A 25863-nucleotide genomic window follows, 5' to 3' on the forward strand; every position below is an offset into this window, starting at 1 on the left:
ACGGCAGGCGTTCAGAGGGAGTCGGACCAGGCCGAGACGAGGGCGACGGCCTGGCCGGGGTTGAGCCGGGGGTCGCAGAAGGTGGTGTGCCGATCGCCGACGGAGCCGAGTGCGGAGATGTCGGCGACGCATTCGGTGACTTCGTCTGGCGTGGTCTCCAGGTGCAGTCCGCCGGCGACGCCGCCGGTCACGGCCATCACCCTGAGGAAGCTGCGGAGTTCGACGAGCATGCTCTGCAGGAGGCGGGTCTTGTTGCCGTCGGGAGCGGTGATCGTGTTGCCGTGCATGGGGTCGCACAGCCAGATCACCGGGTGGCCCGCCGCCTGCACCGCCCTGACGAGCGGCGGGAGGCGGTCGGCGAGGACGTGGGCCCCCATCCGGCTGATGAGGGTCAGGCGGCCCGGGTCGCGTCCGGGGTCGAGCTGCTCGCACAGGGCGGTCACCTCGGCGGGGGTCGTACCAGGGCCGATCTTGCAGCCGACCGGGTTGACCACGTCGGCGAGCAGCCGGACGTGCGCACCGTCCGTCTGCCGGGTCCGCTCGCCGATCCAGGGCCAGTGGGCCGAACCGAGCCAGCGGCTGCCGTCGCCGGCCTCGCGGACCATCGGGACCTCGTAGTCCAGCAGCAGCGCCTCGTGGCTGGTCCACACCTTCCCGGCGCGGGGCCGGGCGGTGTTGCGCCGGTCCAGTTCGCGGACGATGTCGTCCGCCGCCCGGTAGCAGGTGAGCATCCGCTCCGGGTCCGGGCGGCGCCGCTGCGGATCCGGTTCGGGGGCGTTGACCATGTGGCCGCGGAAGACCGGCAGAGCGAGTCCGCCGACCTGCTCGAAGCGCTCCGAACGGGGCTTGGCGAACTGTCCTCCGATCCGGCCGACCCGGAGGGCCGGCTTCCCGGTGGCCTCACCCAGGATGTCCGCCAGTCTGTCGAGCAGCGCGGACTTCCTGCGGACATCGGCCGGCGAGGACTCCGCCGGATCCTCGGCGCAGTCCCCGGCCTGCAGGACCAGGGCCCTGCCGGCGGCCACCTCGGCCAGCAGGGAGCGGAGTTCCGCCACGGCGTCCGCCGTGACCAGGGGCGGGAGGGACGACAGGGCCTCCCGCACGCGCCGCACCTGCGCGGCGTCCTCCCACTCGGGCTGCTGGAAGGCTTTTAATTCGTGGAGTTTCGGGACGAGCTGCCTCACGATGTCCCCCGCGAGATGAAGAGTGGAATGGGGCTCGGCGGTCGACTGACGCCGGCCTCGGTACCTCAGGTGGGAATGCCGGCCCGCTGGACCGTCGGCACGTCGATGCCCAGAGCCCGAAACTGCTGGCACGGGTTCATGAATTCACGCTGCTTCTTTATCTTTCCGTTCTCGAACAGGAACGAGTGCAGGAAGTGATTTCGGTAATGCCCGTCCGGGTATCCGGGGAAGAGTATCTTCCCTTCGCCGTCGCACTCCACCCAGAACTGGTTCGGGTCCTGGGTGTCGAATATTTCGACATTCGTCCAGACCCAGTCCGGGAAGCACTTCAACGACCAGACGGCATGGTCGCCCAACCGGTCCCGGCCGGTGATGACGATGGGCTCGCCGCTCTCCGTGGTCCACAGACCGCCGATGCCGTCCTCGGTGAAGAGGAGGTGGCGCCGCAGGCGGTCCTGGCCGCGGGTGTTCATGTATTGCGCCACGACGGCGCGGTTCTGCTCGCGTACCTCGTTGTCATCGGACATGTCGAAGTGTCGCCTCCGTGAGGAACTGCAGGGATCTGCAGGGGATCTGCCAGGGGAAGCCGGCCGTGCCCGGCGCGGTGCGGTGCCGGTCAGACCAGGGAACTGAGGTCGCGCGGGTCCTTGCCGACCAGCGCGCGACCGTAGACCTGCTCGGGGATGCCCATGCCGAAGCCGGCGTGCCGGCTGCCCACGTTGATGTCGCGCCAGATCTGCTGGAGCGGGTTCGACTCGCTGAAGGCCGAGGAGCCGTAGGCGGTGACCAGCAGGTCGATCGCCTCCCGGCACTGCTGCGCCACGTGCGTGGAGTCCATGCGGGCGCGGGCCCGGGTCAGCAGGTCGCGGTTCTCGCCCGCGCGGGCGTGGCCGTCGATGCTGTCGGCCAGGCGCTGCGCGTGCAGTTTGGCGGTGTCGACCTTGACCGCGGCCGCGGCCAGGTCCAGTTGGGTGGTGGGGGAGTCCACCTGTTGGGCGTAGGTGGAGCCTGCCACGGGACGAGTGTGGACCTTCTCCCGTACGTACTCCAGTGCCGCCTCCGCGCCGCCGATCAGGGATCCGATCAGTCCGATCGTGAACACCCCGGTCATGCTGTTGCGGTAGGCGTGGCTCTCGGGGACCAGGCCGTCGGTCTCACCGTTGAGTACGGGTACGTAGGGCAGCAGCCGGTGCCTGGGGATGAAAATCCCGTCCGCCACCACGGTATTGCTGCCGGTCCCGCGCATTCCGGCGAAGTGCCAGGTGTCCCTGATGGTCACGTCGGCCGCCGGCATCAGCGCGAAGTACGTCTCGGGCCTGCCCGATGCGCCGCCGATCGCGATGAGGCCGCCGAACCACTCTGCGTGCAGGGAACCCGAGGCGTAGCCCCACTCCCCGGTGACGCGGACGCCGCCTTCGGTCTCCTCCACGGAGAAGGCCGGCCGCCCCAGGACCTGCGCCGTGCGGGCGTCCGGATCGCTGCCCCAGACCTCGTCCTGGGCCTGGTCGGAGAAGAGCGAGACCACGTAGTTCCCGGCATTGAGCACTCCGGTGACCCACGCGGCCGAACAACAGCCGCGGCCCAGCTCGGTGGTGACGTCCAGCAGTGTGCGAACGCCCGTTTGGTACCCGCCCAGCCGCTTCGGTGTGAGAAGCCTGGTCAGGCCCGCCCCGGTGATCTTGCCGATGACGTCCTCGGAGAGCCGGCGGGTCTGCTCGCTCCCCGCGGAATCCCTGCGCAGGTCGTCCCGCAGCACGGTCGCCCGGGCCACCAGGTCGGCGCGCAGGACGTCGTCGGGGACAGCGGTTTCTTGAACAGAACTGTTCATTCCCCCTAATTCCTTCCGGCTTGATCGGGGCAACGGCTCCCGATGAAAGAGATGCTCCGGAGTGGTTTCCGGCCCGTACTTTCCCGGCCGTCGGCAGAGTACGTCCTCCCGTCGGCCACAGCCACCCGCGTCGGATCGGCCTCCTGCCGGCCCCGCGGCCCGCGGTGTCCGACTGAGGAATTCCTCAGTTGAACGTCCGCACCGGCACGAGACCAAGCGTGCGGTGCGCCGCTAACGTGACCCCGGCGTGGGCTGTGCCCGGCGAATGGGGCCAGTGAATTAGTTGCACCAATTGCGTCACTGGAGGAGGGTTCGTATGAGCAACAGCGTCGACAAGCCTTATGATTTCGCCACCGCGGACTTCAACGCCGTCTACCGGGGCGGGGAACTGCTGGCGGACGCGGAGATCAGCAGCGTTCCGTGGGACATCGGCGAGGCCCAGCCGGGTGTGATCGAATTCGAGTCCCTGGGACGCATCCGGGGCGAGGTGCTCGACATCGGATGCGGTCTCGGTGACAACGCCGTCTTCCTGGCCGGCCGCGGTCACCGGGTGACGGGCGTCGACGCGGCCTCGGCGGCGATCGAGCAGGCCGCCGAGCGCGCGAAGGGGACGGGCATCGAGTTCGCCGTCGCCGATGCCACCAGCCTGGCCGGGTACGAGGGCAGGTTCGACACCGTGCTCGACAGCGCGCTGTTCCATACCCTGGACGCGGTGTCCCGCCAGCGCTACGTCGCAGCGCTGCACCGCGCCACCAAGCCCGGCGCCTGGCTCAACATGCTGTGCTTCGCCGACGTCCCCGGGGGCATGCCCGCGCCGCTCTCGGTGTCCGAGGCGACCGTGCGGGAGGTCCTGGCCGAAGGGGGCTGGGCCGTGACGGACCTCCGCCGGACCATCTACTGGGGTGTGGCGGCCTCCACGAAGACGTTCCTGGCCAAGGTCGGGTCGAAGGTCGCGATCGACGACCAGGGCCGGACCCAGCTCCCCGTGTGGACGGTCCAGGCCGAGCGGGCCTAGAGCGGCCGGCGCGTGGTTCCACCGAGTGACACTCCTGAAGGAAGGCTCTGCCGATGGCAAAGACCATCAAGCCGCTGAACCTTGAGCTCGACCGGCTCGAGGCGATGGCGGAGTCGGACTACTACAACCCGTACACGATCTTCGAGTGGCCCGACACGCTCGAAGAGGACCGCCCCTGGATGAGCGAGGACCTGGTCACGCTCGCCGGTACCGAATACTGGGACGCGCTGACGCGTGAGCAGCAGCTCGCGCTCACCCGGTTCGAGGCGGTCAACTTCTTCAGCCTCAACATCCACGGCATCCGGGAGCTGCTCAGCGAGGTCGTGCTGCGCATCCACACCAAGACGTACGCGGACGCCTCGGAGTTCCTCCACCACTTCATCGGTGAAGAGAACGAGCACATGTGGTTCTTCGGCGCCTTCTGCCTGCGCTACGGCAAGAAGGTCTACCCGGCCGGTCCGGCGGTCGGCGTCAACCGGATCGAGGGAGTCGGGGAGGCGGCCAGTGAGCTGGTCATCTTCGCCCGCATCCTCATATTCGAGGAGATCGTCGACTACTTCAACGCGAAGATGGCGACGGACCAGGACCTGCCGCACATCGCGAGGGAGATCAACCGGGTCCACCACCAGGACGAAAGCCGGCACGTGGCGTTCGGCCGGTACATCTTCACGCAGCTGCTGGAGCAGGTGAAGGAGAACCACCCCGAGGACATCCCCGTCCTCGCCAAGTACCTGGATGCGTACCTCGATTACAGCATCCGCAGTCTGTACAACCCGGCGGTCTACCGCGACGCGGGGCTGGACAACCCGCTCGAACTGCGGCGTCAGCTGCTCGAGCACCCGGCCCGCAAGCTCGCCCACAACCGCATTCTCAACCGTACTCAGAAGTTCCTAGAGCGGTCCGGTCTCGGAGTCCAGGGGGCAGAAGCATGAGCGACAAGATCACCGCGGTGCTGGAATTCATCACGACGCGCAACCCCGCGGTGGGCGAGGTGGGGCTCGACGACGACCTGATCGACCGCCGGGCGATCGACTCGCTGGCGTTCGTCGAGTTCCTCTACCTGCTGGAGGAACTCGGCGGTGAGCCGATCGACCCCGAGGACATCGACGTGGACGACTTCCGGACGCTCCGCAAGATCGATGCGCGCTTCCTCGCGCGCACCGCGAACTGATGGGGGCCACCACCGGGCGGACGGACAGCGGGCTGGGCGTGCTCGGCGCGGACGAACTCCGGCTCATCCGGGCGTTCGACGCGCTGGTCCTCTCGTGGGCCGAGCGGCTGGAGGCCGATGAGCGCCGCTACCCGGTGCTGCTGCGGGCGGAAGACCTCGAAGGCATCGACTACTACGAGAACTTCCCGCACCTGGGCCTGGCCGTCTCGACCGCCGACCCGGAACGGCTCACCGCATTCCGGGCGTCCGCCGACCGCCCGCTCACCGCACTTCCGGCCGAGGTGCTGAACGAGGCGCGGCTGGGCCTGCCGTCCGCCGCCTGCTATTCGGTCTACTTCGACCTGCGCGGCCAGACCCTGCCGTCCGAGGCCAACCGGTTCACCACGGTGGCGACCTGCTACCGCAACGAGACCCGGTACGAGGGGCTGCGGCGCCTCCTCGGCTTCTCGATGCGGGAGATCGTCTTCGTGGGCGGGGGCGATGGTGCGAAGGAGCACCTGTCCGGCGCCAAGGAACTGGTGCTGGGCCTGGCGGGGAAGCTCGGGCTGGACATGAAGACCGAGGTCGCGACCGACCCCTTCTTCGACAGCAAGGGCTCACGGGCCAAGATGCAGCTGCTGTTCCCGGTCAAGGAGGAGTTCATCGTCGACGGCCTGGCCATCGGTTCGGTGAACTACCACCGCAACTTCTTCGGGGAGCGCTGCGAGATCAGCCTCCCGGACGGCCAGGCGGCGCACACCAGCTGCCTCGCCTTCGGACTGGAGCGCTGGGTGCACATCCTGACCGCCCGATTCGGGAGCGCGAGGTCCGCCACCGAGGCACTTCTCGAAGTGCAGTGACATCAGCCGGAGATGAACCCATGACAGACACGACCGTTCACGACCCCATCGAGACCGGCACGGTCCGGGTGAACGACGACATAGAGATCGCCTACGAGCGCCGCGGGGACGGCCCCGACATCGTCCTGATCAACAACTTCTTCATGGACCGGAAGTCCTGGCGGTCGTACACCGCGAATCTGGCCTCAGGGGCGCGGCTGCTCTCCTACGACCTGCGCGGGCAGGGCGAGTCGACCCCGCAGGTCGGCGAGCCCGTCTGGGAAGACCACGTGACCGACCTGAAGGCGCTGCTCGACTCCCTCGGGATCGAGAAGGCCTTCCTGCTCGGCACTTCCTTCTCCACGCTGATCTGCCGCGACTTCGCGGTGGCGTACCCGGAGCGGGTGCACGGCCTGATCTTCGCCGGTCCGGCCATGAGCCCCTATGGCGGCCAGCGCCTGCGCCGGATCACCAAGTCCTGGCTGAAGGCCCTGGACACCGGGGGACTGGGAGTGCTCTACGACCAGCTGTACCCGCTGGTCTCGGGCGACTACGCGGTGGAGACCGCGGGGCCGACCGGGTTCATCGGCCGGAAGCAGAACTTCCTCGGCATCCACACCCAGGAGTCGCTCCGGGCCGGACTGGCGGTGTCCGTCAAGGCACCGCTCGAGCCCGAGCTGCTCAGCAAGGTCACGCAGCCCACCCTGCTGTTCGTGGGCGGCGACGACTTCTCGCTCGGGTCCCACGGTGCGGAGGAACTGGCCCGGCTGCTGCCGGACTCGGAGACGGTCACGGTGCCCCGCGGCGGGCACCTCGCGTTCCTGGAGGAGCCCGAGTGGTTCCAGAAGGAGGTCGTGGCCTTCGTCTCCCGGGTCATCGGAGCGGATGCCTGAGTCCGCCCCGACCGACGGCCGGCCCGCGGGGATCCTGTTGGAGGTCGCGCGGGTCGACCCTCCGCACGGCCCGGCCGAGCAGCGCCGCGCCGGCCGTACCGCGGCCGGCGCGGCGCTCCGGCGTGCCGGCTCCGCCGTCCTGACGGTGGGCCGCCGCTCCGACGGCGCCCCGGTGTTCCCCGACGGCTTCGCCGGTGCGATCACGCATACGCGGTCCTTCGCCGTCGCGGTCGTCGCCCGGGGGGTCACGGGCATCGGCGTGGACCTGGAGACGGGCCACCTCGGACCGGGCCTGGACCGCTACCTCCTGAACGACACCGAGCGGGCACTGCTGTGGCCGGACCGCGGCCGGCAGACGCTGCGCCGCCTGTTCGCCGCGAAGGAGGCCGGATTCAAGGCGCTCTCCGACTGCACGCGGGCCCATGGCGGCCTCTTCTGGCGGGTTCGCCTCAGCCGGTCCGACGACGGCCTGCTGTGGGCCCGGGCCGGAGCGGACCGGGCCCTCGTCACGCACGGCGGCACGAGGGCCTTCGCCTTCGCGGTCGCCGTTCGGCACCCGCCGACCCCTCAGGCATAACCAACAGTTCTGGTATCCACAAAAACAAGGTCTTGGACTTCTGATACCGGGTTCGGCGAGCATTCAGGTGCGACACCGTACGCCCGCCCTCCCGACACCAGTCCCCCGCTGGCGGAGGGCGGGCCATCGCCCCTCCGATTCCGGGCCCCACGCTGCGCGCCCACCGAGAGGAACGAACATGAGCACCGGGCATGACGTGTCCGACCCCACCGCCGGCCCGGGACCGGCGATCGGGGAACTGTCCGGACGCGTAAGCGGTCCGGTCCTGCTGCCCGGTGACGAGGCGTACGACGAGGAACGCACCGGGTACCAGACCTTCGGGGTCCACCGCCCGGCCCTGGTCGTCGGCGCGACCCGTGCCGAGGAGGTGCGCGCGGCCGTGGAGTTCGCCGCCGCCCACGACCTGCCGGTCGCGGTCCAGGCCACCGGCCACAGCCCCGCCCTCGCCGCCGACGGCGGACTGCTGATCACCACCGACCGGATGACGGACGTTCGGATCGACCCCGAGGCCCGCACCGCCCGGTTCGCCGCCGGTGTCACCTCCCGGCAGCTGATCGAGGCGGCCACCCCGCACGGGCTGGCCCCGCTCAACGGCAGCGCCCCCGGCGTCGGCGCCGTCTCCTACATGCTCGGCGGCGGCCTGGGCCTGATGGCCCGCCGCCACGGATACGCCGCCGATCACATCCGCGCCATCGACGTCGTCACCGCCGACGGGCAGCTGCGCCACGTCACCGGCGAGAGCGACCCCGACCTCTTCTGGGCCCTGCGCGGCGGTCGCGGCAGCCTGGGCGTGGTCACCGCCCTCGAAGTGGACCTCGTACCCGTCGAACGCCTCTACGGCGGCGGCCTCTACTTCGACGGCAGCCTCGCCGAGCACGTGGTGAACGCCTACCTGCGCTGGACCGAGACCGTTCCGGACGAGATGACCTCGTCCATCGCGCTCGTCCCGCTCCCCGACATCCCGGTGCTCCCGCCGCCGCTGCGGGGACGGTACGTGGTGCACGTACGGGTGGCCTACCTGGGTGACGCCGAGACCGGCGAGCGGCTGGTCGCGCCGCTGCGGGCGCTCGGACCGGCCCTCGCCGATTCCGTGCGCGAACTGCCGTACGCGGAGTCCGGCTCGATCCACAACGACCCGGTGCAGCCGGCCCCGTACATCGGGACCAATGCCATGACCCGAGACCTCGACGAGGACCTGGTCAAGACGGTGCTCGAACTGACGGGCCCGCAGGCCCCGATCACCTGCATCGTGGAGATCCGCCACCTCGGCGGCGCCCTGGCCCAGCCGCCGGCGGTGGCCAACGCGGTCGGCAACCGCGACGCGGCGTACATGCTCGCCGTACTGAACCGCGTCGCACCCGACAACCTCGACGCCACACGGGCCGCGCACGCCCGGCTGATCGAGGCCCTGGAGCCCGTCACGACCGGCCGCTCCCTGAACTTCCTGTACGGAGAGAACGCCACTGCCGAACAGGTGCGCATGGCCTACGACCCCAAGGACTACCTGCGCCTGAGGGAGATCAAGGCCGTGTACGACCCCGCGAACCTGTTTCGCCTGACGCACAACATCCCCCCGATCAACGTCCAGAGCATCCGCTAGCTCGGCCGGCAGAAGGAATTCACATGGAAAAGAAGTGGTGGACACTGTTAGCGGTGTGCGGGGGCACCTTCATGCTCCTGCTGGACACGACGATCGTGTACGTCGTCATGCCCCCCATCCAAGAGGACCTGAACGCCAGCTTCGCCGATCTGCAATGGGTCATTGACGGTTACTCGCTCGCACTCGCCTCACTGCTGCTGACCAGTGGAACGCTCGCCGACCGGTTCGGCCGCAAGCGGCTCTACGGCATCGGTGTCGTCGTCTTCACCATCGGCTCGCTGCTCTGCGGTCTGGCCCAGTCGCCCTTCATGCTGGTGCTCTCCCGCATCGTGCAGGGTGTCGGCGGTTCGGTGATGTTCGCGACCGGCCTGGCCCTGCTGGCGGGCGCGTTCCGGGGCAGGGAACTCGGCACCGCCTTCGGCACCTGGGGCATGGTCACCGGCCTCGCCTCCGCGATCGGCCCGGTCGCGGGTGGTCTGATCACCGCCGGCATCAGCTGGCGGGGCATCTTCCTCATCAACGTGCCGATCGGCATCGCGGTCGCCGCGATCGTGATGCTGCGGGTGGACGAGGCGAAGTCCCCCTTCGCCCGGAAGCTCGACTGGCCGGGCTTCATCCTGCTCACCGGCGGCCTGGCCACCCTGGTCTACGGCCTCATCCAGGCCGGCGAGTCCAGCTGGTCCGACTCGACCGCGCTGACCTTCCTGATCACCGGCGCGGTCCTGCTGATCGCCTTCCTCGTCGTCGAGTCGAGGGTCGAGCAGCCGATGTTCGACCTGGGACTCTTCCGGATCCCCACCTTCCTCGGCGGGGCCATCGCGGCGTTCGCCATGAACGGCTCGCTCTTCGCGATGTTCCTGTTCCTGGCCATCTACTTCCAGGAAGTGCTCCAGTACTCCTCGCTGGAGACCGGGCTCCGGCTGCTCACCGCCTCCGTGGCGATGCTGGTCGCCTCGAACATCGCCGGCAGGCTGAGCAGCAGGCTCCCGGCGCGGTTCCTGATCGGTGGCGGCCTGATCCTGGTCGGCGTCGGGCTGCTGCTGATGGGCAGCGTGGACGCGGACACCGGCTGGACCCACTTCATCCCCGGCTTCGTGCTCGGCGGCATCGGCGCCGGCCTGGTCAACCCGCCCCTGGCCTCCACCGCGATGGGCGTGGTGGACATGTCCAGGTCGGGCATGGCCGCGGGTACGAACAGCACCTTCCGCCAGCTCGGTGTCACGGCGAGCGTCGCGGTGCTGGGTTCCATCTTCGCCGCCATCATCGGCGACAAGCTCGCCGACGGGCTGCGGGGCACCCCCGAGCTGGCGGGGCGCAGCGCGGACCTCACCGCTCAGGTCCGGGGCGGCGACATCGAAGCCGCGGTCGCCTCCACCCCCGAGGCCTTCCACACGCAGGTCAACGATCTGGCCCTGTCCGGGTTCGTGGACGGGATCAACACCCTGCTCGCCATCGCGGCCGGACTGGCCCTGATCGGCGGCGTGCTGTCCCTGCTGCTGATCCGCGCCAAGGACTTCGTGGCCAACCAGCAGCCCAAGCCCGCTCCGGCGGCGGACGCCCCGGGACAGCCGGTGGCGGCCGAGAGCTGATCCGTCGTACCGCACGGCCGGCCCCGACTCGTCCGAGTCGGGGCCGGCCGCGTTGCCCGTACGGGGACCGCTCAGCCGGTGGCCAGATCGGCCGTGGCCGAAACCAGCCGGTCGGCGGGCGCCGCGAGGAAGGAGTGGCGGCAGTGCGCCAGCAGTTCCCGGAGCGCCGCGCTCTTGCCCGAGTTGTATACCAGGGAGAGCACCGCCAGTGTCTGGATATCGTCGATGACGAGCGTCTGCAGGCCTTCGTAATGGACGGCCATGGACTCGGAGAGCACGGCGACGCCGAGGCCGCGGAGCGCGAGGTTGGCCACCGTACTGGGCGCACTGGCCTGCAGCGCCAGGTTCGGCCGGATTCCCTTGGCCGCACAGGCCTGGTCGAACACGGCGCGGATCCCCGTGCCTTCGGGCAGGCAGACGATCGGGTAGGCGCTGATGTCGTCGAGCGTGACCCGCGCGGGTTCGGCGAGGGGATGGCCGAAGGGAACGGCCGCGACCAGCCGTTCGCTGATGATCGGCATGGCTTCCAGCCCCTGCGGGGGCTCGTCGGCGGTCCCGATCAGGGCCAGGTCCGCCACACCGCCGCGAACCTGCTCGATGAGCTCGTCGGAGTTGTGTTCGACCAGCGTGATCTCGACCCCGGGATGGGCCCGGTGGAAAGAGGCGAGGGCGTCGAACAGCGGGGTGACCGTGCACGCGGTGACCATTCCCACGGTGAGCCGGCCCCGGAGCAGCCCGTTCACTTCGGCGACCGCGTGGCGCGCGGCCTCGGCGGCCGCGAGGGCCGCCCGGGCATGGCCGAGAATCGCCTCTCCGGCGGAGGTCAGGCTCGCGCTGCGACCGGAGCGGTCGATCAAGGTCGCACCCAGGTCGTGTTCCAGCTGACGGATCTGCGCGCTGATCCCGGGTTGGCTGATACGCAGCCGTTCCGCGGCCCGGGTGAAGTTGGATTCCTCTGCGACGGCGATGAAGTACCTCAACTGCCTGAGTTCCATAGTCGTTGATTATAACGCTGATCAGCTTGATTGATTGGACTTGTGAAGATGCGGCATTGGAGACTGGCAGGGCCGAAAGTCAGCCATGCACGGAAGGACCCCTGTGTCGGAGAACGAGAAGGCATTGAAGCCGGAAGACCTCACCCGTCTGTTCGTCGAGCGTGCCAATGCGGGCGATGCGGCCGGCATCGCCGCGCTCTACGAGGAAACCGCCGTCATGGCCTACCCTCCGGGCAGTGTCACGGTAGGCCGTGAGGCCATCCGCCAGCTTTGGGAAAAGGTGCTGGCGCACGCCCCGAAATTTGAGCAGGAGACCCCGCTGCCGACCTTGGTCAGTGGCGACATCGCCCTGACCTCCACCCCTCCCAAGGACGGCTCGGGTGCCCGCGCGCAGGTGGTCCGCCGCCAGCCCGACGGCACGTGGCTGCGTCTGCTCGACCAGCCGGAGTTCAACCCGCCCACGCGCTGACGGAGGGCCGGAGGGAGCCGGTCAGGGCCCTTCGGGGCCGTGACCGGCTCTATTGATCTGTGAGCAGGAGTCAACGAACCTGTTGGGTAAGACAGTTGGCTTCTCCACCACGACTCGACGACAGCAGTCGGAACAGGAGGGCGCCGCGCAGACTCGTACCACCGGTGGAACCGTCCGGCTAGGTGTCGACCCAGCCGGATACCTCTGCGTGTGCGATGCGCACCGTCAGTGACCTCGGCCGAAATCGGCCTCGATCGTTCAACGCGCCTGACTTCACATGGCGATTTATCGCCTATCTCACGAAGAGAGGTTGTTAGGAATGGGTAAAACCGGGGGAGCCCTCGACTTTGAGGAGCAGTGCGTATCTGCTGAGCTGTGGGATGCTCAAGTCGGCAGAATTGCGGTTGTTCGCGTTCCGATTCGATCAATTCAAGCCGGTGACTCGCCACGATTGGAAGGCGAGAGCGCCGATCACATAGAGACCCTCGCACAGTCGAATGTCTCGCTGCCTCCGGTCATCGTACACCGTTCCACAATGCGTATCGTCGACGGAACGCATAGATGGAGAGCGGCCGCGCTCAGAGGCCAGGACGAGATCGATGTCCAGTTCTTCGACGGCAGCGAGAAGGAGGCATTCCTCCTCGCCGTAAAGCAAAATGCCCGTCACGGATTGCTGCTGACCCGGGCCGAGCGAAATGCCGCGGCAACACGCATCATCCACTCGCACCCCCAGTGGTCGGACCGGATGATCGCCGCCGCCGCAGGGCTCTCGCCCAAGACCGTGGGCGCGATCCGCAAGCGTTCAGGTGAGGCCATTCCTCAGTTGAACGCGCGCGTGGGCCGGGACGGGCGCTCCCGGGCGGTGGACCTCACGGAGGCCCGCCGGCTCGCCCGCGACTACGTCGTCGAGCACCCCGGCGCGACCCTGCGGGAGATCGCCGCTGGTGCGGGTGTGTCCCTGGCGACCGCCCGGGACGTCAGGGCCGCGGTCCGGCGGAGCGAGAACCCGCTCGCGCCGAAGCCGCAGGAGCAGCCCGATGGGCAGCGGGGCGCCACTGCGATCCGCGACAGGGCCGGCGGCTCCCCCTCGGTGGGTGAGGCTCTGGTGAACCTGAAGCGGGATCCGGCGGTCAGGTTCACCGACCAGGGGCGTCTCCTGCTGCGGTTGCTCGATTTCAATTCGCTCACCACGGAGCAGTGGAGACAGCTGGTCGAGAACATCCCGCCCCATTGGGTGCCCACTGTCGCTGCTGTTTCCCGCGAGCTTGCCGAGGGCTGGCGCAACGCCGCGCAGCAGATGGACGAACGGGCCCGGTCGGTCGGCGACTTGAAGGGTGTGGCCGGAACTGCCGCAGCGGAATGGCGCCGGTCGTCACAGGGGCAACGGGCCGTCTGATGCGCTCGCGATCCGAGTGGCCGGAATTCGAGCACGTGTCGGCTCTATGATCGGAGCATGACAATCCTGTTATCCGGTGCGACCGGAAAAATCGGCCGGCATGTGGTGGACAACCTGCTCGCGGCGGGAAAGGACGTACGCGCCCTGAGCAGGCAACCGGATAAGGCCGGGCTCCCGCCCGAGGTCACGGTGGTCGAAGGGGACCTGACCGTTCCGGAGAGCCTGACCGCGGCCCTGGACGGGGTCGAGAGCGCCTTCCTCTTCCCCGTCCTGGAGGCCATCCCGGACTTCGTCGCCTTGGCGAAGCGGGTCGGTGTCCAGCGGATCGTCCTCTTCACCGGAGCCTGGGCGGCGGGCCACACGGACCGTGACCTCGGGTCGTGGGTCTACCCCCGCTACCGGGCCGCCGAGGCCGCACTGGAGAACAGCGGCGTGCCGCGATGGACGATCCTGCGGCCCGCACCGTTCCAGACGAACATGCTGTGGTGGGCGCCCTCCGTCCGCGCCGAGAGCGTGGTCCGGGCGCCCTACCCGGCAGCCACGTGCCCGCTGATCCACGAGGCCGACATCGCGGCCGTCGGAGCCCTGGCCCTGACAGAGGACGGCCATCACGGTGCGCGCTACACCCTGACCGGGCCGGCGGCCGTCTCGCAGACGGAACAGGTCGCGGCGATCAGCGGCGCGATCGGGCGGGAGATCCGCTTCGAGGAGCTGACCGCCGATCAGTGGCGCGAGTCCACGGGGAGGTTCCTGCGGCCCGGCATCGTCGGGGACCTGCTGCGGGAGTGGTCCGAGACGGCGGCGGACCCGTCCTGCGCGCTGCCCGTGCTGACGACCGTGGAGGAGCTCACCGGCAAGCGGGCCCGCTCCGTCGACGAGTGGGCCGCCGACCACGCCGCGGACTTCGCCTGACGCGTGCCGGCCGTCCATGGACAGGACGGAGCGGATGTCACAGGGTGGCGGCCATGGAGTTCACCCGCCTGGGCCGTACCGGCCTGACCGTTTCGCGTCTCTGCCTCGGAACCATGAACTTCGGCGTGCACACCGAGGAGGCCGACGCCCACCGCATCATGGACACCGCCTCGGAGTTGGGGATCAACCTCTTCGACACCGCCGACATCTATGGCTGGCCGGCGCAACGGGGACTGACCGAGACCATCATCGGCAACTGGCTGGCGCAGGGCGGCGGCCGTCGGGAGAGGACGGTGATCGCGACCAAGCTGTACATGGACATGGGTGACGGGCCCAACGAGGGGAGGCTCTCGGCCCTCCACATCCGCCGCGCCGTGGACGCCAGCCTGAAGCGCCTGCAGACCGACCACATAGACCTGTACCAGATGCACCACGTGGACCGGGACACTCCGTGGGAAGAGATCTGGCAGGCCATGGAGGTCCTGGTCGCCCAGGGCAAGATCGTCTACGTCGGCTCCAGCAACTTCGCGGGCTGGCACCTGGCCCAGGCCCAGGAGACAGCCAGGGCGCGGAACTTCCTCGGCCTGGCCAGTGAGCAATCGCTCTACAACCTCCTGGAGCGCAAGCTCGAACTCGAGGTCATCCCGGCCGTGCAGAGGTACGGCATCGGCCTGATGCCCTGGTCACCCCTGCACAGCGGGCTGCTCGGCGGTGTGCTGCGCAAGGAGCGCGAGGGCGTCCGGCGGACCGTCGCCCGGGCCGCCGCGGCGCTCGCGGCCAAGCGCGACGCGATCCAGGCCTACGAGGACCTGGCCGCGGAGATCGGTCACGAGCCCGGCGACATCGCGCTCGCCTGGCTGCTCGCCCAGCCGGCGGTCACCGCCCCGGTCGTCGGCCCCCGCACCCTCGACCATCTGCGGACCTCGGTCCGCGCGCTGGAGCTGACGTTGGAGCCGAAGGTGCTGACCCGCCTGGACGAGATCTTCCCGGGCTACCGCCCGGCCCCGGAGGAGTACGCCTGGTGAGCCGGAACTCCTGGGAGACCGGGGTGCCGTGGCGCCGTCGGCACGAGCCCCGGAACCCGGGCTTTTGTCTTTTGGTGAGCGGCAGCCGGCCGATCGCAAAAACGATGCGCGGCCGCCAAACCCCGGACCGGAGTCAGGACTTCGGCACCGTGTTGATGTGGTTGGTGCCGGCACTGTAGAAACCGTCCACCGTTTTCTGGACCTCGGCCTGGGAAACAGCCTCACCGGCCTTGTAGTAGACCCAGTTGACTTTCATGTCCCATGTGCGCGAACCGCCGGTGAAGGGAAGGTCGATGAACCAGTTGCTGAAGTGGATGTCCATCTTCTCGCGCGGTACGTACTTGCCGGAGCTGGTGAACAGCTCTTTGCCGTCCAGGGAGTAGATGACCTTTCCGTTCACGGCAGTGATCATCATGATGTGCCAACCCTCAAGGCGCTGCTTGAACGTGTGGCTGACTCGGTCCGGCGGATCGGCCTTGTACCAGCTGACGGTGTCGAGCCGCGGACCCGCCGTACCCCAGCCGCCGTTGGGCAGGTACTCGTGGTCGAGTTCGCTGTAGTTCGCCGAGGAGTCCGAGGGGGAAATCGGGAAGAAGGTCTGGACGACGTGGTCGCCGTTGCGACCGCTCGTGGGCTTGTCGCTGAGGTGGATCCGAGCGGCGTAGGTCCCCGTGAAGACGTCGGCGCCGGTGCTCTGCACCTCGACCTGCCTGGTGCCCTGCTTGGTGCCGTCGGTGGAGGCCCGCAGTTGCAGGACCCGGCCGCCCTGGGCGGTCGTGTCGGAGGGGAAGCCGGCGCCGGCGCTGGACCAGGTGTCCTTGATCCCCGGGCTGCCCGCGCCGTTGCGGACCTCCCAGCCGTTGGCGGTGAGCGAGGGGTCGTCGGGGCCGCTGTAGTGGAAGTTGTCGAACAGGGTTCCCGGCGGTCCGGACGGGGTCGGCGCGGCGATCGGGACGGGGGCATCGGCACCGTCGCCGGGTGCGGGGCCGCCGGAACACGCGGCGAGTACGCACAGGAGGGCAGGCAGCGTGAGCACGGTCCACGCGCGGCGACGAGAGGTGCGGCGGGGCTGGCTCACAGGGGCTCCTTGGTGCGTTTAGGCGGTACCTGGACACGCCCTTTTGCGTGAGGATCAAATGACTGATCACACGAGGGGGCATCCTAGCGACACGAAGTGTGCGGCTTTACCACCCCGTGCGCGGTCGGGATCCAGTCTTGCCTACTGGTCGGTACGCCCAATTGCATTCCGATCCGATTACAACACCTCAGCAGATCGCGCCAAATCGATACATCAGGCCAAATTCGATTCAGGGCGGTGCACTAGCGTTCGCCCTGCCATCCCGCGGTCTACGTACCCTGCAATGAAAGGCCTCGCAAGGTGCGCCCAATTACCACTTCCACCGACCGCGGATCGGCGCACCAGGCGGAGCCTGACATGCCTGAGTCAAGTTTTGGGGAGCCTGAAGCCCTCGCACCGGTGTTCGTCGACCAGTCGGGCCTGCGCGGTCGTCTGCTGAGGGGCCTCGGCTGGCCGGTCTCCGTTGTCGGCGCGCTCCTGGCGGTCGCCATGGGCAGCAGCCTGATCGGTGTGCAGGCGGACGCCCCGGCGATGGGCATACCCGCGCAGCCCTCACGGCCGCCCGCCCCGTCGCCCTCACCCGTGCCGTCGCTGTCGCCCGGCCCGTCGTCCGCCTCGTCCGCGTTGTCCTCGTCGTCCGCACCTCGGACGGCGACGCGGTCTGCGACACCCGGGGCGAAGACCTCGGCCACCACCACGAAGACCGCGGCCCCCACATCGAAGCCCACGACCACCGCGCCGCGCGGGGCAAAGCCTTCGGGCCGACCCACCAAGCGCCCCTGATCGTCCGCACCACCCATCTCCAGGAGCGTCATTGTCCCGCCACCAGCGCCGCCGGCAGTCCCTGCTCAGGCCGCGCCGACTGGCCGCGCCGCCGCTGCGCTTCTTCATGCCGCTGTCCCTGCTGGCCTGCCTGCTCGCGCTCCTCGTCCTGCGCGGCCTCGCCACCAACGAGGCGTTCCACGACTCCCGGATCGCGATCTCGGTCGACAAGACGACCGTGCCGGCCAACCTGCTCAAGGGTGGCCCGATCATCGACGCGCGGGGCACCAAGAACGAGCACCCGGTGAGCTATCACATCCCGGACCGCACCGTGGTGCTGAGCTTCGACGACGGTCCCTCGCCGGAGTGGACTCCGAAGATCCTGGAGGTGCTCGCGGCCCGCAACATCCGTGCGGACTTCTTCGTGACCGGTGCGATGACCACGCGCAACCCGGAGCTGATCCGGCAGATCGTCGCGGGCGGCCACGAACTCGGCGTGCACACCTTCACCCACCCCGATCTGGTGTACCAGTCCCACGCGCGGATCAGCTGGGAGCTGGCGCAGACGCAGCTGGCGCTGGCCGGCGTCGCCGGTGTCCACAGCGCGCTGTTCCGCCCGCCGTACTCCTCCGACGCCTCGGCGCTGGACGACTGGAACTACCCGGTGATCAAGTACGTGGGCGCGCGCGGCTACCTCACCGCGTTCATCGACCGCGACACCGACGACTGGAAGCGTCCGGGGGTCGAGGAGATCGTCAAGGCGGCGATGCCGTCCAGGCCCGGCGCGGGAGAGCTGATCCTGCTGCACGACGCGGGTGGCGACCGTACCCAGACCATCACCGCGCTCGTACAGATCATCGACAGGCTGCAGGCCCAGGGCTACCGCTTCACCACCGTCTCCGAGGCACTCGGCGCCTCCAGCGCCACCGTGCCGGTGCACGGTTACCAGCTGTGGGCGGGCAAGGGATTCATCTGGGCCACCCAGTTCGCCGTGCACACGCTGCCGGTGCTGGTCGCGCTGCTGGCCCTCGTCGGCTTCCTCAACTTCGGCCGGTTCGGGCTGATGCTCGTACTCGCACCGATTCACGCCCGCCGCTCCAAGCGGCGGGACGCCTGGGGACCGCCGGTCACAGAGCCGGTCACCGTACTGGTCCCGGCCTACAACGAGCGCGAGTGCATAGCCAACACCCTCAACTCCCTGGCGGCCGGCGACCATCCGATCGAGGTGATCGTCATCGACGACGGCTCCACGGACGGCACCGCGGACATCGTCGAGGAGATGGACCTGCCGTTCGTCCGGCTGATCCGCCAGGTCAACGGCGGCAAGTCCAGCGCCCTCAACACCGGTATCGCGGCAGCCTCGCACGACGTCATCGTGATGATGGACGGCGACACCGTCTTCGAGCCGTCCACCGTACGCGAGCTGGTCCAGCCCTTCGGCGACCCGGCGATCGGCGCGGTCGCGGGCAATGCCAAGGTCGGCAACCGCGAAAGCCTGATCGGCGCCTGGCAGCACATCGAGTACGTCCTCGGCCACAACCTGGACCGCCGGATGTACGACATGCTGGGCGTCATCCCGACCATCCCCGGCGCGGTCGGCGCCTTCCGCAAGGAGGCCCTGCGGCGGGTCGGCGGGATGAGCGACGACACCCTCGCCGAGGACACCGACATCACCATCGCGGTGCTCTGCGACGGCTGGCGGATCGTCTACGCCGAGCGCGCCCGCGCCTGGACCGAGGCTCCCGCCAGCCTCCAGCAGCTCTGGTCCCAGCGGTACCGCTGGAGCTACGGCAGCATGCAGGCGATGTGGAAGCACCGCGGCGCGGTGACCTCCCGCGGCCCGGCCGGGCGCTTCGGCCGGATCGGGCTGCCGCTCGTCGTGCTGTTCGGCGTAGTCGCCCCGCTGCTGGCGCCGCTGGTCGACTTGTTCCTGCTGTACGGCGTGCTGTTCGGGGACGCCCCGATCACCCTCACCAGCTGGGGCGGCTTCATCCTGCTCCAGGCCGCGCTGTCCTGGTACGCCTTCCGGCTCGACCGTGAGAAGCCCTGGCATCTGATCAGCCTGCCGATCCAGCAACTGGTCTACCGGCAGCTGATGTACGTCGTCCTGCTGCAGTCCGCGATCACGGCGATGACCGGTGGCCGGCTGCGGTGGCAGAAGCTCCGGCGCACCGGCGAGGTCGCCGTACCCGTGGAGGCCTGACCGTGAGTGCATCCATCGACCTCGGGCGCACCCACGACACCATTCAGTTGAGGGTCCCCGCCGTGCTGCGACAGGAGCGGGAGCCGGAGCCCGAGCCGGAGGCATCGCCCCAGCGCAAGGGCGGCCGGGACCGCTATCTCGACCTGCTGCGCGCGCTGGCCCTGGGCCGCGTGGTGCTCTACCACAACTTCGGCTGGTTCTGGCTGCCCCTCGTCTTCCCGTCGATGGGCGTGATGTTCGCGCTGGCCGGCTCGCTGATGACCCGCTCGCTCAGCCGTCCCGCTCCCGGCGTGATCCGCGGCCGACTGCGCCGGCTGCTGCCGCCGATGTGGCTGTTCGGCGCCGTCATGATCGCCCTCCAGATCCTCGCCGGCTGGGGCCCCCTCTCAGAGGGCCACCCCACCTGGTGGTGGGCCAAGCTGGCCTTCTGGATCCTGCCGCTGAGCACCCCGCCGTACGCGGAGGAGCTGTCCGGCTTCCAGCTGGTGGAACACACCTGGGCCGCGCAGATCATCGTCCCGCTCTGGTACCTCCGGGCCTACCTCTGGTACGTCCTGTTCTCGCCGCTGTTGCTGCGGGCACTTCGACGCTTTCCCGTGGTGACGCTGTTCGCTCCCCTGGCGATGGTGATCGTCATGAACGCGTTCTTCGTCGACCAGGAGTTCGTCTACGGCCGGGTGTGGGAGACCGCCAACGACTTCACCATGTTCGGCTCCTGCTGGATCCTCGGCATGGCCCACCAGGAGGGGCTGCTCAAGAAGATCCCGCAGTACGTACTGCCCTCCGTCGCACCGCTGATCATGGTGGTCGGCCTCTGGTACCTGCAGACCCGTCCGGTCGATCCGACCGTGGCGACCGACATCGAGTCCTGGCCGATCGCCCAGGCCCTGTGGTCCTTCGGCTTCGTCGCCATCCTGCTCCACGTCAGCCCGTCCTGGGAGCAGTGGCCCAGGCCGCTGGAACGCTGGAACGGTCTGGTCGGCCTGCTCAACGCACGCGCCGTCAGCGTCTACCTCTGGCACCAGGTCGCCCTGGTGGTCGCCATCCCGCTGATCGACCCCCTCTGGAGCGTCCCCTTCGTCTACGCGAACTTCCAGTGGCTGCTGGCCAGCCAATGGTTCACGCTGCTGGTGGCGATCCCGCTGCTCGGTCTGCTGGTGCTGACCTTCGGCTGGGTCGAGGACCTGGCCGCCAAGCGCTCGCCACGGCTCTTCCCGTACCCGCGCCGCCAACGGGGCAGGCGCCGGGCCGCCGACTAGGGCGCTTCCTTCGGATCACCTCGCCGACCCGGGGTCACTGGGCTTTGCTCCACCCGGCCGTACCGGAATACGAGTCGAGCAGGTCCACCACGAAGACCAGGGTCGAGCCCGCCGGGATCAACGGCGAGGGCGACTGTTTGCCGTAGCCGAGACGCGGGGGAACGATGATCTCGCGCCGACCGCCGACCTTCATCCCCCTCACCCCCCGGTCCCAGCCCTTGATGACCTTGCCACTGCCCAGGGCGAACTTGTACGGCTCGCCCCGGTCCCAGGAGGCATCGAACTCCTTCCCGGATTCGAAGGTCACCCCGACATAGTGGACCCTGACCACCATGCCCGGCTTCACCTCGGCGCCGTCCCCGACGACCAGGTCCCGGATGGTCAGCTCGGTAGGAGCGTCACCCTCCGGAACGTGGACCTCGGGCTTCGTCAGTTCACTCATTGCAGCCTCATCACTCTCCGTCGAAAGCCCCCGCACGGACCAGCCGGACCCATGGACACCCCGTGCGGCAGATGGTCACGCTACCGAGAACGCCGATCCCCCGCCGCCCGGCTGCGGCCCCACGGGCGGTCGCTTGGCGTGCCTACTGCTTCGGCGCGCGCTGCTGGAGGGTGGTATGGCTGGCCACGGACATGACGAGCACGGAGAAGCCCAGCGGAATCGCGGCCGCGGCGAACAGGGCGCTGCGCCACAGCACCAGCGCCAGGGCCGAGTGGACGACGAGCAGTGCGATGGCGAACGCCATCCCGAGGACCGGCCGGCTCCTGCGCGACACCAGCAGGAGGGGACGGCGCAGGTGGGACGGGACCCTCCGGGTCTGCCACCGCAGCCAGCCTCCCCAGCCGCCGACGAGCACGGCCGCGCACACCAGATAGGTGAGGAGGGCGTCGGTGCCGGCGGCACCCGCACGCAGGTGGGCGGTGCCCAACGACACCGCGACGGTTCCGGCGAAGGCCACCCAGCGGGAGCCCGTGAGCGATCCCCAGGCCATGTACTCCAGGTTGTGGCGGGCGTGGCGGTCGTCCAGGTTGAGGGCGGCGGCCTGGACGAAGCCCTCGGCGGCCCGGGTCCACGAGCCGGGACGGAGCCATTGGCGGCGCAGGTGGAGCAGCGAGAGGTTGTTGTGGGCCGAGCTGTGCTCCGGGTTGAGGCGCAGCGCCGTCTCGTAGGCCTCCTGGGCGACGCGGTGGTTGCGGGTGTGGTGGGCGATCAGGCCGACGAGGAAATGCGCGTCGCTCTCCTCGGGGGCGAGGGCGACGGCCCTGCGGGCCGACTCGGCCGCGGCCCGCTTGCGCTTCCTGCGGCCGCCGCGGTCGAGGACGAGGCCGAGGGTGTAGTGGCTCGCCCAGAGCTGCGGGGCGAGTTCGACGGTGCGCCGGGCGGAGACCTCGGCCTGCTTGTACTCCTTCAGGGAGAGCAGGACGTGGGCGTGCACCTGCCAGGCGCTCACCGACTCGGGTGCGACGCGCAGGGCGTGTTCGACGGTGGTGAGCGCCTGCTGTGCGTCGCCGAGGCGGTGCCGGCAGCGGGCGAGCAGCACGAGTGCGGTGGCGTCGTCGGGGGCGCCGGCGAGGTGCTGGGCGGCGAGTGCGGCGGCCTGCTCGTGGCGCCCCAGGTCGAAGAGGGCGTCGGCCTGTTGCAGGGCCAGGCTCATCAGACCTTGTCCCGGTCGTGGCTGATGCTGAGCAGGTTCGGTACGAGTGCCAGCCAGAACAGGATCTGAGGGACGGTGCGCTCGCTCCACGGAAGGGCCACGAGCAACAGCGCGCACAGGGTGGCCCAGGTGGCCTGGCCGATCACGACCCTGGGCCAGAACGAGCGGCGCACGAGCGCGAACACGGTGAGCCGTGCCCCGGTCCGCAGCCGCCGGTAGCGGCGCCAGGCGCCGAAGCCCCACACCACGGCCATCAGGGTCAGCGCCCACAGCCGGGTGCCGAGATGGGCGGGCAGCTCCTTCGCCTCGCCCCCGGTGGGGAAGACGTCGACGGTGACGGCGGCCATGACCAGACAGAGCAGGGCGAGCCATCGGGTGCCGCGGAGCATCCGGTAGACGGCCCTGTCGAGGTCCTCGCGGAGCGCGTCGGAGTGCGGTGCGGCCGCGAGCCCACCCGCGTACAGTTCGGCGGCCCGGGCGGCGGAGGTGCCGGCCTTGGCGGCCTCGCGCTCGGTGGACACGGTGACGGCGAGGGTGTGCGTGGGGTCGACGCGGAGGATCTGCCGGATGGCCTCGTCGGCCAGCTCCGTCCGCTCGTGGAACGTGGCGACCTTGTGCATGGTCGCCCACGTGTAGGTCTCCTCCGGTCCCTCCCGCACCGCGACCTCGGCGTGCTCGAGCGCCTCCTCCGGGCGGTCCGGGGCCAGTTCCAACAGCAGCTCGGCGAGCTGCCGTCGGGGGCCCCAGGCATACGGATCGATGCGGATCGCCAAGCGCTGCGCCGCCTCGGCCTCCTCGAGCCGGCCCAGGTGGCGCAGGGCGTAGCCGCGGACGAAGTGCGCGTCGAGGAAGCCCGGTTCGAGCCGCAGGGACTCCAGCGCGGCGGCGAAGGCCTCGGAGTACCGGCCCAGGGTCAGCTGGCACTGGCCGAGCAGGCTCCACGCCTGGTGGTCGTCGGGGTCCTCGGCGAGGCGGCGGCCGACCGCTTCGCGCGCCTCCTCCGGGCGCATCATCTCGTAGAGCATCCGGGCCCGTTGGACCTGTGGGTGTGTCGTCACAGCTTGCGCTTCTTCTTCAGGTAGGTGACCAGGTCGTCGTAGATGCCGCCGTCGTTGGCGAACATGGCGACGTTGCGGGCCGAGGCGAACCAGGATTCGCTGGACGGCTTGATCTGCTTGGCCGCGTTCAGCAGGTCCCTGGTGCCGATCATGCGGACGGTGCCGGAACGGGCGGAGTCCAGGAGCGCGTACTCGGCCGCGCTCTCGCAGAGATGGGCGAGATCGGCGCCCGAGAAGTCCTCGGTGACCTTGACGATCTTGCCGAGGTCGACGGACTCGATGGGGCGCTCGCGCAGGTGGTAGCGGAGGATCGACTCCCGGGCCGGGGCGTCGGGCGGCAGCACGAGCAGGGTGCGGTCCAGGCGGCCGGGGCGGCGCAGGGCGAGGTCCACGTCCCAGGGGACGTTGGTCGCGGCGAGCACGAAGACACCCTCGTTCTGTGCGGCGTTGATGCCGTCGAGCTCGGTGAGGAGCTGGTTGACGACATTGCGCAGACCGCTGTGGTGCATGCGCGAGCGCTTGGCGCCGAGCGCGTCCAGCTCGTCGAGGAAGACCACGCAGGGCGCCTGGCGGCGGGCGGCCTCGAAGATGTCGTGGACGTTCTTCTCCGAGGTGCCGATGTACATGTCGAGGATGTCGGAGAGCGAGACCGACATGAAGCCGGCACCGAGTTCGCCGGCGACGGCCCGCGCGATGAACGTCTTGCCGCAGCCGGGCGGGCCGTAGAGGAGCAGGCCGCCGCGCAGCGACTTGCCGTACAGCTTGCGGAGTTCGGGGTTGCGCATCGGGGCGAGGAAGGCGGCTTCGAGCCGGTCCTTGACCTGCTGCATGCCGCCGACGTCGGCGAGGCGTACGTCGCCGGGGGCGTCGATGTCCCAGGCGGACGCGTCGGCCGGGTCGCCGCTGCCGTCCGCGGTCAGGGGGGCCTCGGTGGCGTCGCCCGCGTCGGCGGGGTCGGCGGCGAAGCGGGGGCCGACGACGCCGGCGACTTCCTGCTCGGCGGCAGACCAGTCGAAGGCGGGGGGCTGGGTGCCGCCCGTCGGCAGTTGCATGGCGCGGACCATCAGGCCCCGTACGGCTTCGTCGCCCGGCGCGTGCTGCAGCGCGACCGCGGCTTGTGCGACGGCCTCGTCGTGCCTCCCCTCCGCGAGGAGCAGTTCGGCGAAGTGCAGCCGCAGGGGCACGTCTTCGGGAGCGGCGGTGACAGCGGCCCGCAGGCTACGGATGAGAGGTGACTCGTCGGACATGGGGTCAGCCTAGAAAGCGGTCTGCGGCTCTCCTCCACCGGGTGTGGTCAAGATCGACAGGCGTGAGCAGCGCGTTGGTCCGGCGGCGGCAGGCGGCGACGCTGTCGTCCACCCCGGCCGTCCTCGCCGCGATCCGGAACGCGACCGGCCGACCCGGCAGGGCATGTGCCTGGGCGGGCCGGCCCGTACGGGTCGGTCGTGCGGGTCAGCGGACGGGGGTGAAGTCCTGCGACGCGATGTATCCGGGGCGGCGCACCGGGGCGGCGAAGGGCTTCGCCGGGCGGTTCTCGACGCTGTTGAAGACGAGGAACACGTTGCTGCGCGGGTAGGGCGTGATGTTGTCACCAGAGCCGTGCATCGCGTTGCAGTCGAACCAGGTGGCCGAGCCCGCCTTGCCGGTGAAAAGCTTGATGCCGCAGGCCGAGGCGAATGTGGTCAGTGCCTCGTCCGACGGCGTGCCGGCATCCTGCATCTGGAGCGACTTCTTGTAGTTGTCCTTCGGCGTCGCACCCGCACAGCCCAGGAAACTCCGGTGGGAGCCGGGCATGATCATCAGGCCGCCGTTGGTGGTGTGGTTCGGCGTCAGGGCGATGGACACCGACACCGTGCGCATGTGCGGCAGGCCGTCCTCGGCGTGCCAGGTCTCGAAGTCGGAGTGCCAGTAGAAGCCGCTGGCGCCGAAACCGGGCTTGACGTTGATCCGGGACTGGTGGACGTACACCTCGGAACCCAGGATCTGTCGCGCGCGCCCCACGACGCGCGGATCTGCGGCCAGGGCCGCGAACACATCGCTGATCCGGTGGACTTCGAAGACGGAGCGTACTTCCCGGGACTCCGGCTCCACGATGGACCGGTCGTCGGCCAGCGTCGAGGGGTCACGGAGCAGCCGGTCCATCTCGGCCCGGTAGACGTCCACCTCGTCGGGCGTGATGAGTTCGTCGACGGCCAGGAAGCCGTCGCGCTCGTAGCTCTCCAGCTCGTGGGCCCACATCGGGCCCGGCGTGCCGGGTTCGGACCAGACGACGGGGTCCGTGCGGCCGGTGAGCACCTCCTCGGAGCCCCGGGTCGGATACAGGTCGTTCACAGTGCGGGTGGATGCGTGGGTCATGGTGGTGCTTGCCTCTCCTCT

24 protein-coding genes are annotated in these 25863 nt (G+C 69.5%); 14 read left to right on the forward strand and 10 right to left on the reverse strand.

Annotation, left to right across the window (positions count from 1 at the left end; genetic code table 11):
- Positions 1 to 11: 11 nt before the first annotated feature.
- The 3 genes from ACFWBN_RS13365 to ACFWBN_RS13375 form a co-directional block, all read right to left on the reverse strand.
- Positions 12 to 1184 (reverse strand): 3-deoxy-7-phosphoheptulonate synthase, encoded by a 1173-nt coding sequence (locus ACFWBN_RS13365; protein WP_385175381.1) that lies wholly within the window; start codon positions 1182 to 1184, stop codon positions 12 to 14.
- A 65-nt stretch (positions 1185 to 1249) separates the two neighbouring features.
- Positions 1250 to 1711 carry a PhzA/PhzB family protein gene (locus ACFWBN_RS13370; RefSeq protein WP_385175384.1) on the reverse strand — a complete coding sequence of 154 codons (462 nt, stop codon included), beginning with the start codon at positions 1709 to 1711 and terminating at the stop codon, positions 1250 to 1252.
- A gap of 89 nt (positions 1712 to 1800) precedes the next feature.
- Entirely contained in the window at positions 1801 to 3012 is a 1212-nt protein-coding gene (locus ACFWBN_RS13375) for an acyl-CoA dehydrogenase family protein (RefSeq protein ID WP_385175387.1), read from the reverse strand.
- A gap of 316 nt (positions 3013 to 3328) precedes the next feature.
- Here ACFWBN_RS13375 and ACFWBN_RS13380 point away from each other — a divergent pair, with 316 nt between their 5' ends.
- The 8 genes from ACFWBN_RS13380 to ACFWBN_RS13415 all read left to right on the forward strand — a co-directional run bounded on the left by ACFWBN_RS13380 (position 3329) and on the right by ACFWBN_RS13415 (position 10675).
- Positions 3329 to 4027, forward strand: coding sequence for a class I SAM-dependent methyltransferase (locus tag ACFWBN_RS13380; protein WP_385175390.1), 699 nt, complete (start codon positions 3329 to 3331; stop codon positions 4025 to 4027).
- Positions 4028 to 4080: 53 nt separating this feature from the next.
- On the forward strand, positions 4081 to 4959 hold the full coding sequence (locus tag ACFWBN_RS13385) for a diiron oxygenase (RefSeq protein WP_385175393.1): 879 nt from the start codon (positions 4081 to 4083) through the stop codon (positions 4957 to 4959).
- Positions 4956 to 5198, forward strand: coding sequence for an acyl carrier protein (locus tag ACFWBN_RS13390; RefSeq protein ID WP_385175396.1), 243 nt, complete (start codon positions 4956 to 4958; stop codon positions 5196 to 5198). The genes ACFWBN_RS13385 and ACFWBN_RS13390 overlap by 4 nt, the downstream gene beginning before the upstream one ends.
- On the forward strand, positions 5198 to 6037 hold the full coding sequence (locus ACFWBN_RS13395) for a hypothetical protein (protein WP_385175399.1): 840 nt from the start codon (positions 5198 to 5200) through the stop codon (positions 6035 to 6037). The genes ACFWBN_RS13390 and ACFWBN_RS13395 overlap by 1 nt, the downstream gene beginning before the upstream one ends.
- Before the next feature lie 20 nt (positions 6038 to 6057).
- Positions 6058 to 6909: an alpha/beta fold hydrolase gene (locus ACFWBN_RS13400; protein ID WP_385175403.1), complete on the forward strand. Its 852-nt coding sequence runs from the start codon at positions 6058 to 6060 to the stop codon at positions 6907 to 6909.
- The gene (locus ACFWBN_RS13405; RefSeq protein WP_385175406.1) at positions 6902 to 7486 is read left to right on the forward strand and encodes a 4'-phosphopantetheinyl transferase superfamily protein; all 585 of its coding nucleotides are present in this window, start codon (positions 6902 to 6904) and stop codon (positions 7484 to 7486) included. The genes ACFWBN_RS13400 and ACFWBN_RS13405 overlap by 8 nt, the downstream gene beginning before the upstream one ends.
- Before the next feature lie 178 nt (positions 7487 to 7664).
- A complete protein-coding gene (locus ACFWBN_RS13410) occupies positions 7665 to 9086 on the forward strand; it encodes an FAD-binding oxidoreductase (protein ID WP_385175409.1) in 1422 nt (473 codons plus the stop codon).
- A 53-nt stretch (positions 9087 to 9139) separates the two neighbouring features.
- Positions 9140 to 10675: an MFS transporter gene (locus ACFWBN_RS13415; RefSeq protein ID WP_385175412.1), complete on the forward strand. Its 1536-nt coding sequence runs from the start codon at positions 9140 to 9142 to the stop codon at positions 10673 to 10675.
- Between the two features lie 71 nt (positions 10676 to 10746).
- Here ACFWBN_RS13415 and ACFWBN_RS13420 read toward each other — a convergent pair whose 3' ends face one another.
- Positions 10747 to 11670: a LysR family transcriptional regulator gene (locus ACFWBN_RS13420; protein ID WP_385175415.1), complete on the reverse strand. Its 924-nt coding sequence runs from the start codon at positions 11668 to 11670 to the stop codon at positions 10747 to 10749.
- A 103-nt stretch (positions 11671 to 11773) separates the two neighbouring features.
- On the opposite strand from ACFWBN_RS13420, the gene ACFWBN_RS13425 reads away from it, so the two are divergent.
- The 4 genes from ACFWBN_RS13425 (at position 11774) to ACFWBN_RS13440 (ending at position 15472) form a co-directional block, all read left to right on the forward strand.
- Positions 11774 to 12139, forward strand: a complete 366-nt coding sequence (locus tag ACFWBN_RS13425) for a YybH family protein (protein WP_385175418.1) — start codon at positions 11774 to 11776, stop codon at positions 12137 to 12139.
- Positions 12140 to 12458: 319 nt separating this feature from the next.
- Positions 12459 to 13535: a ParB N-terminal domain-containing protein gene (locus tag ACFWBN_RS13430; RefSeq protein ID WP_385175421.1), complete on the forward strand. Its 1077-nt coding sequence runs from the start codon at positions 12459 to 12461 to the stop codon at positions 13533 to 13535.
- Between the two features lie 57 nt (positions 13536 to 13592).
- Positions 13593 to 14447 (forward strand): SDR family oxidoreductase, encoded by an 855-nt coding sequence (locus ACFWBN_RS13435; protein ID WP_385175424.1) that lies wholly within the window; start codon positions 13593 to 13595, stop codon positions 14445 to 14447.
- Between the two features lie 53 nt (positions 14448 to 14500).
- Positions 14501 to 15472, forward strand: a complete 972-nt coding sequence (locus ACFWBN_RS13440) for an aldo/keto reductase (protein WP_385175427.1) — start codon at positions 14501 to 14503, stop codon at positions 15470 to 15472.
- Between the two features lie 133 nt (positions 15473 to 15605).
- Here ACFWBN_RS13440 and ACFWBN_RS13445 read toward each other — a convergent pair whose 3' ends face one another.
- Complete coding sequence (locus ACFWBN_RS13445; protein ID WP_385175431.1) at positions 15606 to 16550, reverse strand: glycoside hydrolase family 16 protein; 945 nt, start codon at positions 16548 to 16550, stop codon at positions 15606 to 15608.
- Positions 16551 to 17427: 877 nt separating this feature from the next.
- Between ACFWBN_RS13445 and ACFWBN_RS13450 the strand changes: the two genes are divergently transcribed.
- Both ACFWBN_RS13450 and ACFWBN_RS13455 read left to right on the forward strand, forming a co-directional pair.
- Positions 17428 to 19515, forward strand: coding sequence for a bifunctional polysaccharide deacetylase/glycosyltransferase family 2 protein (locus ACFWBN_RS13450; RefSeq protein WP_385175622.1), 2088 nt, complete (start codon positions 17428 to 17430; stop codon positions 19513 to 19515).
- A gap of 2 nt (positions 19516 to 19517) precedes the next feature.
- Complete coding sequence (locus ACFWBN_RS13455) at positions 19518 to 20774, forward strand: acyltransferase (RefSeq protein ID WP_385175433.1); 1257 nt, start codon at positions 19518 to 19520, stop codon at positions 20772 to 20774.
- A 34-nt stretch (positions 20775 to 20808) separates the two neighbouring features.
- On the opposite strand, the gene ACFWBN_RS13460 is transcribed toward ACFWBN_RS13455, so the two are convergent.
- The 5 genes from ACFWBN_RS13460 to thpD all read right to left on the reverse strand — a co-directional run bounded on the left by ACFWBN_RS13460 (position 20809) and on the right by thpD (position 25842).
- The gene (locus tag ACFWBN_RS13460) at positions 20809 to 21216 is read right to left on the reverse strand and encodes an FKBP-type peptidyl-prolyl cis-trans isomerase (protein ID WP_385175436.1); all 408 of its coding nucleotides are present in this window, start codon (positions 21214 to 21216) and stop codon (positions 20809 to 20811) included.
- A gap of 142 nt (positions 21217 to 21358) precedes the next feature.
- The gene (locus ACFWBN_RS13465) at positions 21359 to 22429 is read right to left on the reverse strand and encodes a tetratricopeptide repeat protein (protein ID WP_385175439.1); all 1071 of its coding nucleotides are present in this window, start codon (positions 22427 to 22429) and stop codon (positions 21359 to 21361) included.
- Positions 22429 to 23487, reverse strand: coding sequence for a tetratricopeptide repeat protein (locus ACFWBN_RS13470; protein ID WP_385175442.1), 1059 nt, complete (start codon positions 23485 to 23487; stop codon positions 22429 to 22431). Before ACFWBN_RS13470 ends, ACFWBN_RS13465 begins: the two co-directional genes overlap by 1 nt.
- On the reverse strand, positions 23484 to 24734 hold the full coding sequence (locus ACFWBN_RS13475; RefSeq protein ID WP_385175445.1) for a tetratricopeptide repeat protein: 1251 nt from the start codon (positions 24732 to 24734) through the stop codon (positions 23484 to 23486). The genes ACFWBN_RS13470 and ACFWBN_RS13475 overlap by 4 nt, the downstream gene beginning before the upstream one ends.
- A 205-nt stretch (positions 24735 to 24939) precedes the next feature.
- The gene (gene thpD / locus ACFWBN_RS13480) at positions 24940 to 25842 is read right to left on the reverse strand and encodes an ectoine hydroxylase (protein WP_385175448.1); all 903 of its coding nucleotides are present in this window, start codon (positions 25840 to 25842) and stop codon (positions 24940 to 24942) included.
- Positions 25843 to 25863: the final 21 nt, after the last annotated feature.

Source organism: Streptomyces sp. NPDC059989 (assembly GCF_042736975.1).
Lineage (GTDB): Bacteria > Actinomycetota > Actinomycetes > Streptomycetales > Streptomycetaceae > Streptomyces.

Excerpts from the sequence above, each read along its gene's own strand:
- ACFWBN_RS13370 (WP_385175384.1), bottom strand. The coding sequence starts at position 1,711 with ATGTCCGATGACAACGAGGTACGCGAGCAGAACCGCGCCGTCGTGGCG.
- ACFWBN_RS13435 (WP_385175424.1), top strand. The coding sequence starts at position 13,593 with ATGACAATCCTGTTATCCGGTGCGACCGGAAAAATCGGCCGGCATGTG.
- ACFWBN_RS13385 (WP_385175393.1), top strand. The coding sequence starts at position 4,081 with ATGGCAAAGACCATCAAGCCGCTGAACCTTGAGCTCGACCGGCTCGAG.
- ACFWBN_RS13400 (WP_385175403.1), top strand. The coding sequence starts at position 6,058 with ATGACAGACACGACCGTTCACGACCCCATCGAGACCGGCACGGTCCGG.
- ACFWBN_RS13420 (WP_385175415.1), bottom strand. The coding sequence starts at position 11,670 with ATGGAACTCAGGCAGTTGAGGTACTTCATCGCCGTCGCAGAGGAATCC.
- ACFWBN_RS13430 (WP_385175421.1), top strand. The coding sequence starts at position 12,459 with ATGGGTAAAACCGGGGGAGCCCTCGACTTTGAGGAGCAGTGCGTATCT.
- ACFWBN_RS13465 (WP_385175439.1), bottom strand. The coding sequence starts at position 22,429 with ATGAGCCTGGCCCTGCAACAGGCCGACGCCCTCTTCGACCTGGGGCGC.
- ACFWBN_RS13405 (WP_385175406.1), top strand. The coding sequence starts at position 6,902 with ATGCCTGAGTCCGCCCCGACCGACGGCCGGCCCGCGGGGATCCTGTTG.
- ACFWBN_RS13375 (WP_385175387.1), bottom strand. The coding sequence starts at position 3,012 with ATGAACAGTTCTGTTCAAGAAACCGCTGTCCCCGACGACGTCCTGCGC.
- ACFWBN_RS13460 (WP_385175436.1), bottom strand. The coding sequence starts at position 21,216 with ATGAGTGAACTGACGAAGCCCGAGGTCCACGTTCCGGAGGGTGACGCT.
- ACFWBN_RS13475 (WP_385175445.1), bottom strand. The coding sequence starts at position 24,734 with ATGTCCGACGAGTCACCTCTCATCCGTAGCCTGCGGGCCGCTGTCACC.
- ACFWBN_RS13410 (WP_385175409.1), top strand. The coding sequence starts at position 7,665 with ATGAGCACCGGGCATGACGTGTCCGACCCCACCGCCGGCCCGGGACCG.
- thpD (WP_385175448.1), bottom strand. The coding sequence starts at position 25,842 with ATGACCCACGCATCCACCCGCACTGTGAACGACCTGTATCCGACCCGG.
- ACFWBN_RS13440 (WP_385175427.1), top strand. The coding sequence starts at position 14,501 with ATGGAGTTCACCCGCCTGGGCCGTACCGGCCTGACCGTTTCGCGTCTC.
- ACFWBN_RS13395 (WP_385175399.1), top strand. The coding sequence starts at position 5,198 with ATGGGGGCCACCACCGGGCGGACGGACAGCGGGCTGGGCGTGCTCGGC.
- ACFWBN_RS13390 (WP_385175396.1), top strand. The coding sequence starts at position 4,956 with ATGAGCGACAAGATCACCGCGGTGCTGGAATTCATCACGACGCGCAAC.
- ACFWBN_RS13380 (WP_385175390.1), top strand. The coding sequence starts at position 3,329 with ATGAGCAACAGCGTCGACAAGCCTTATGATTTCGCCACCGCGGACTTC.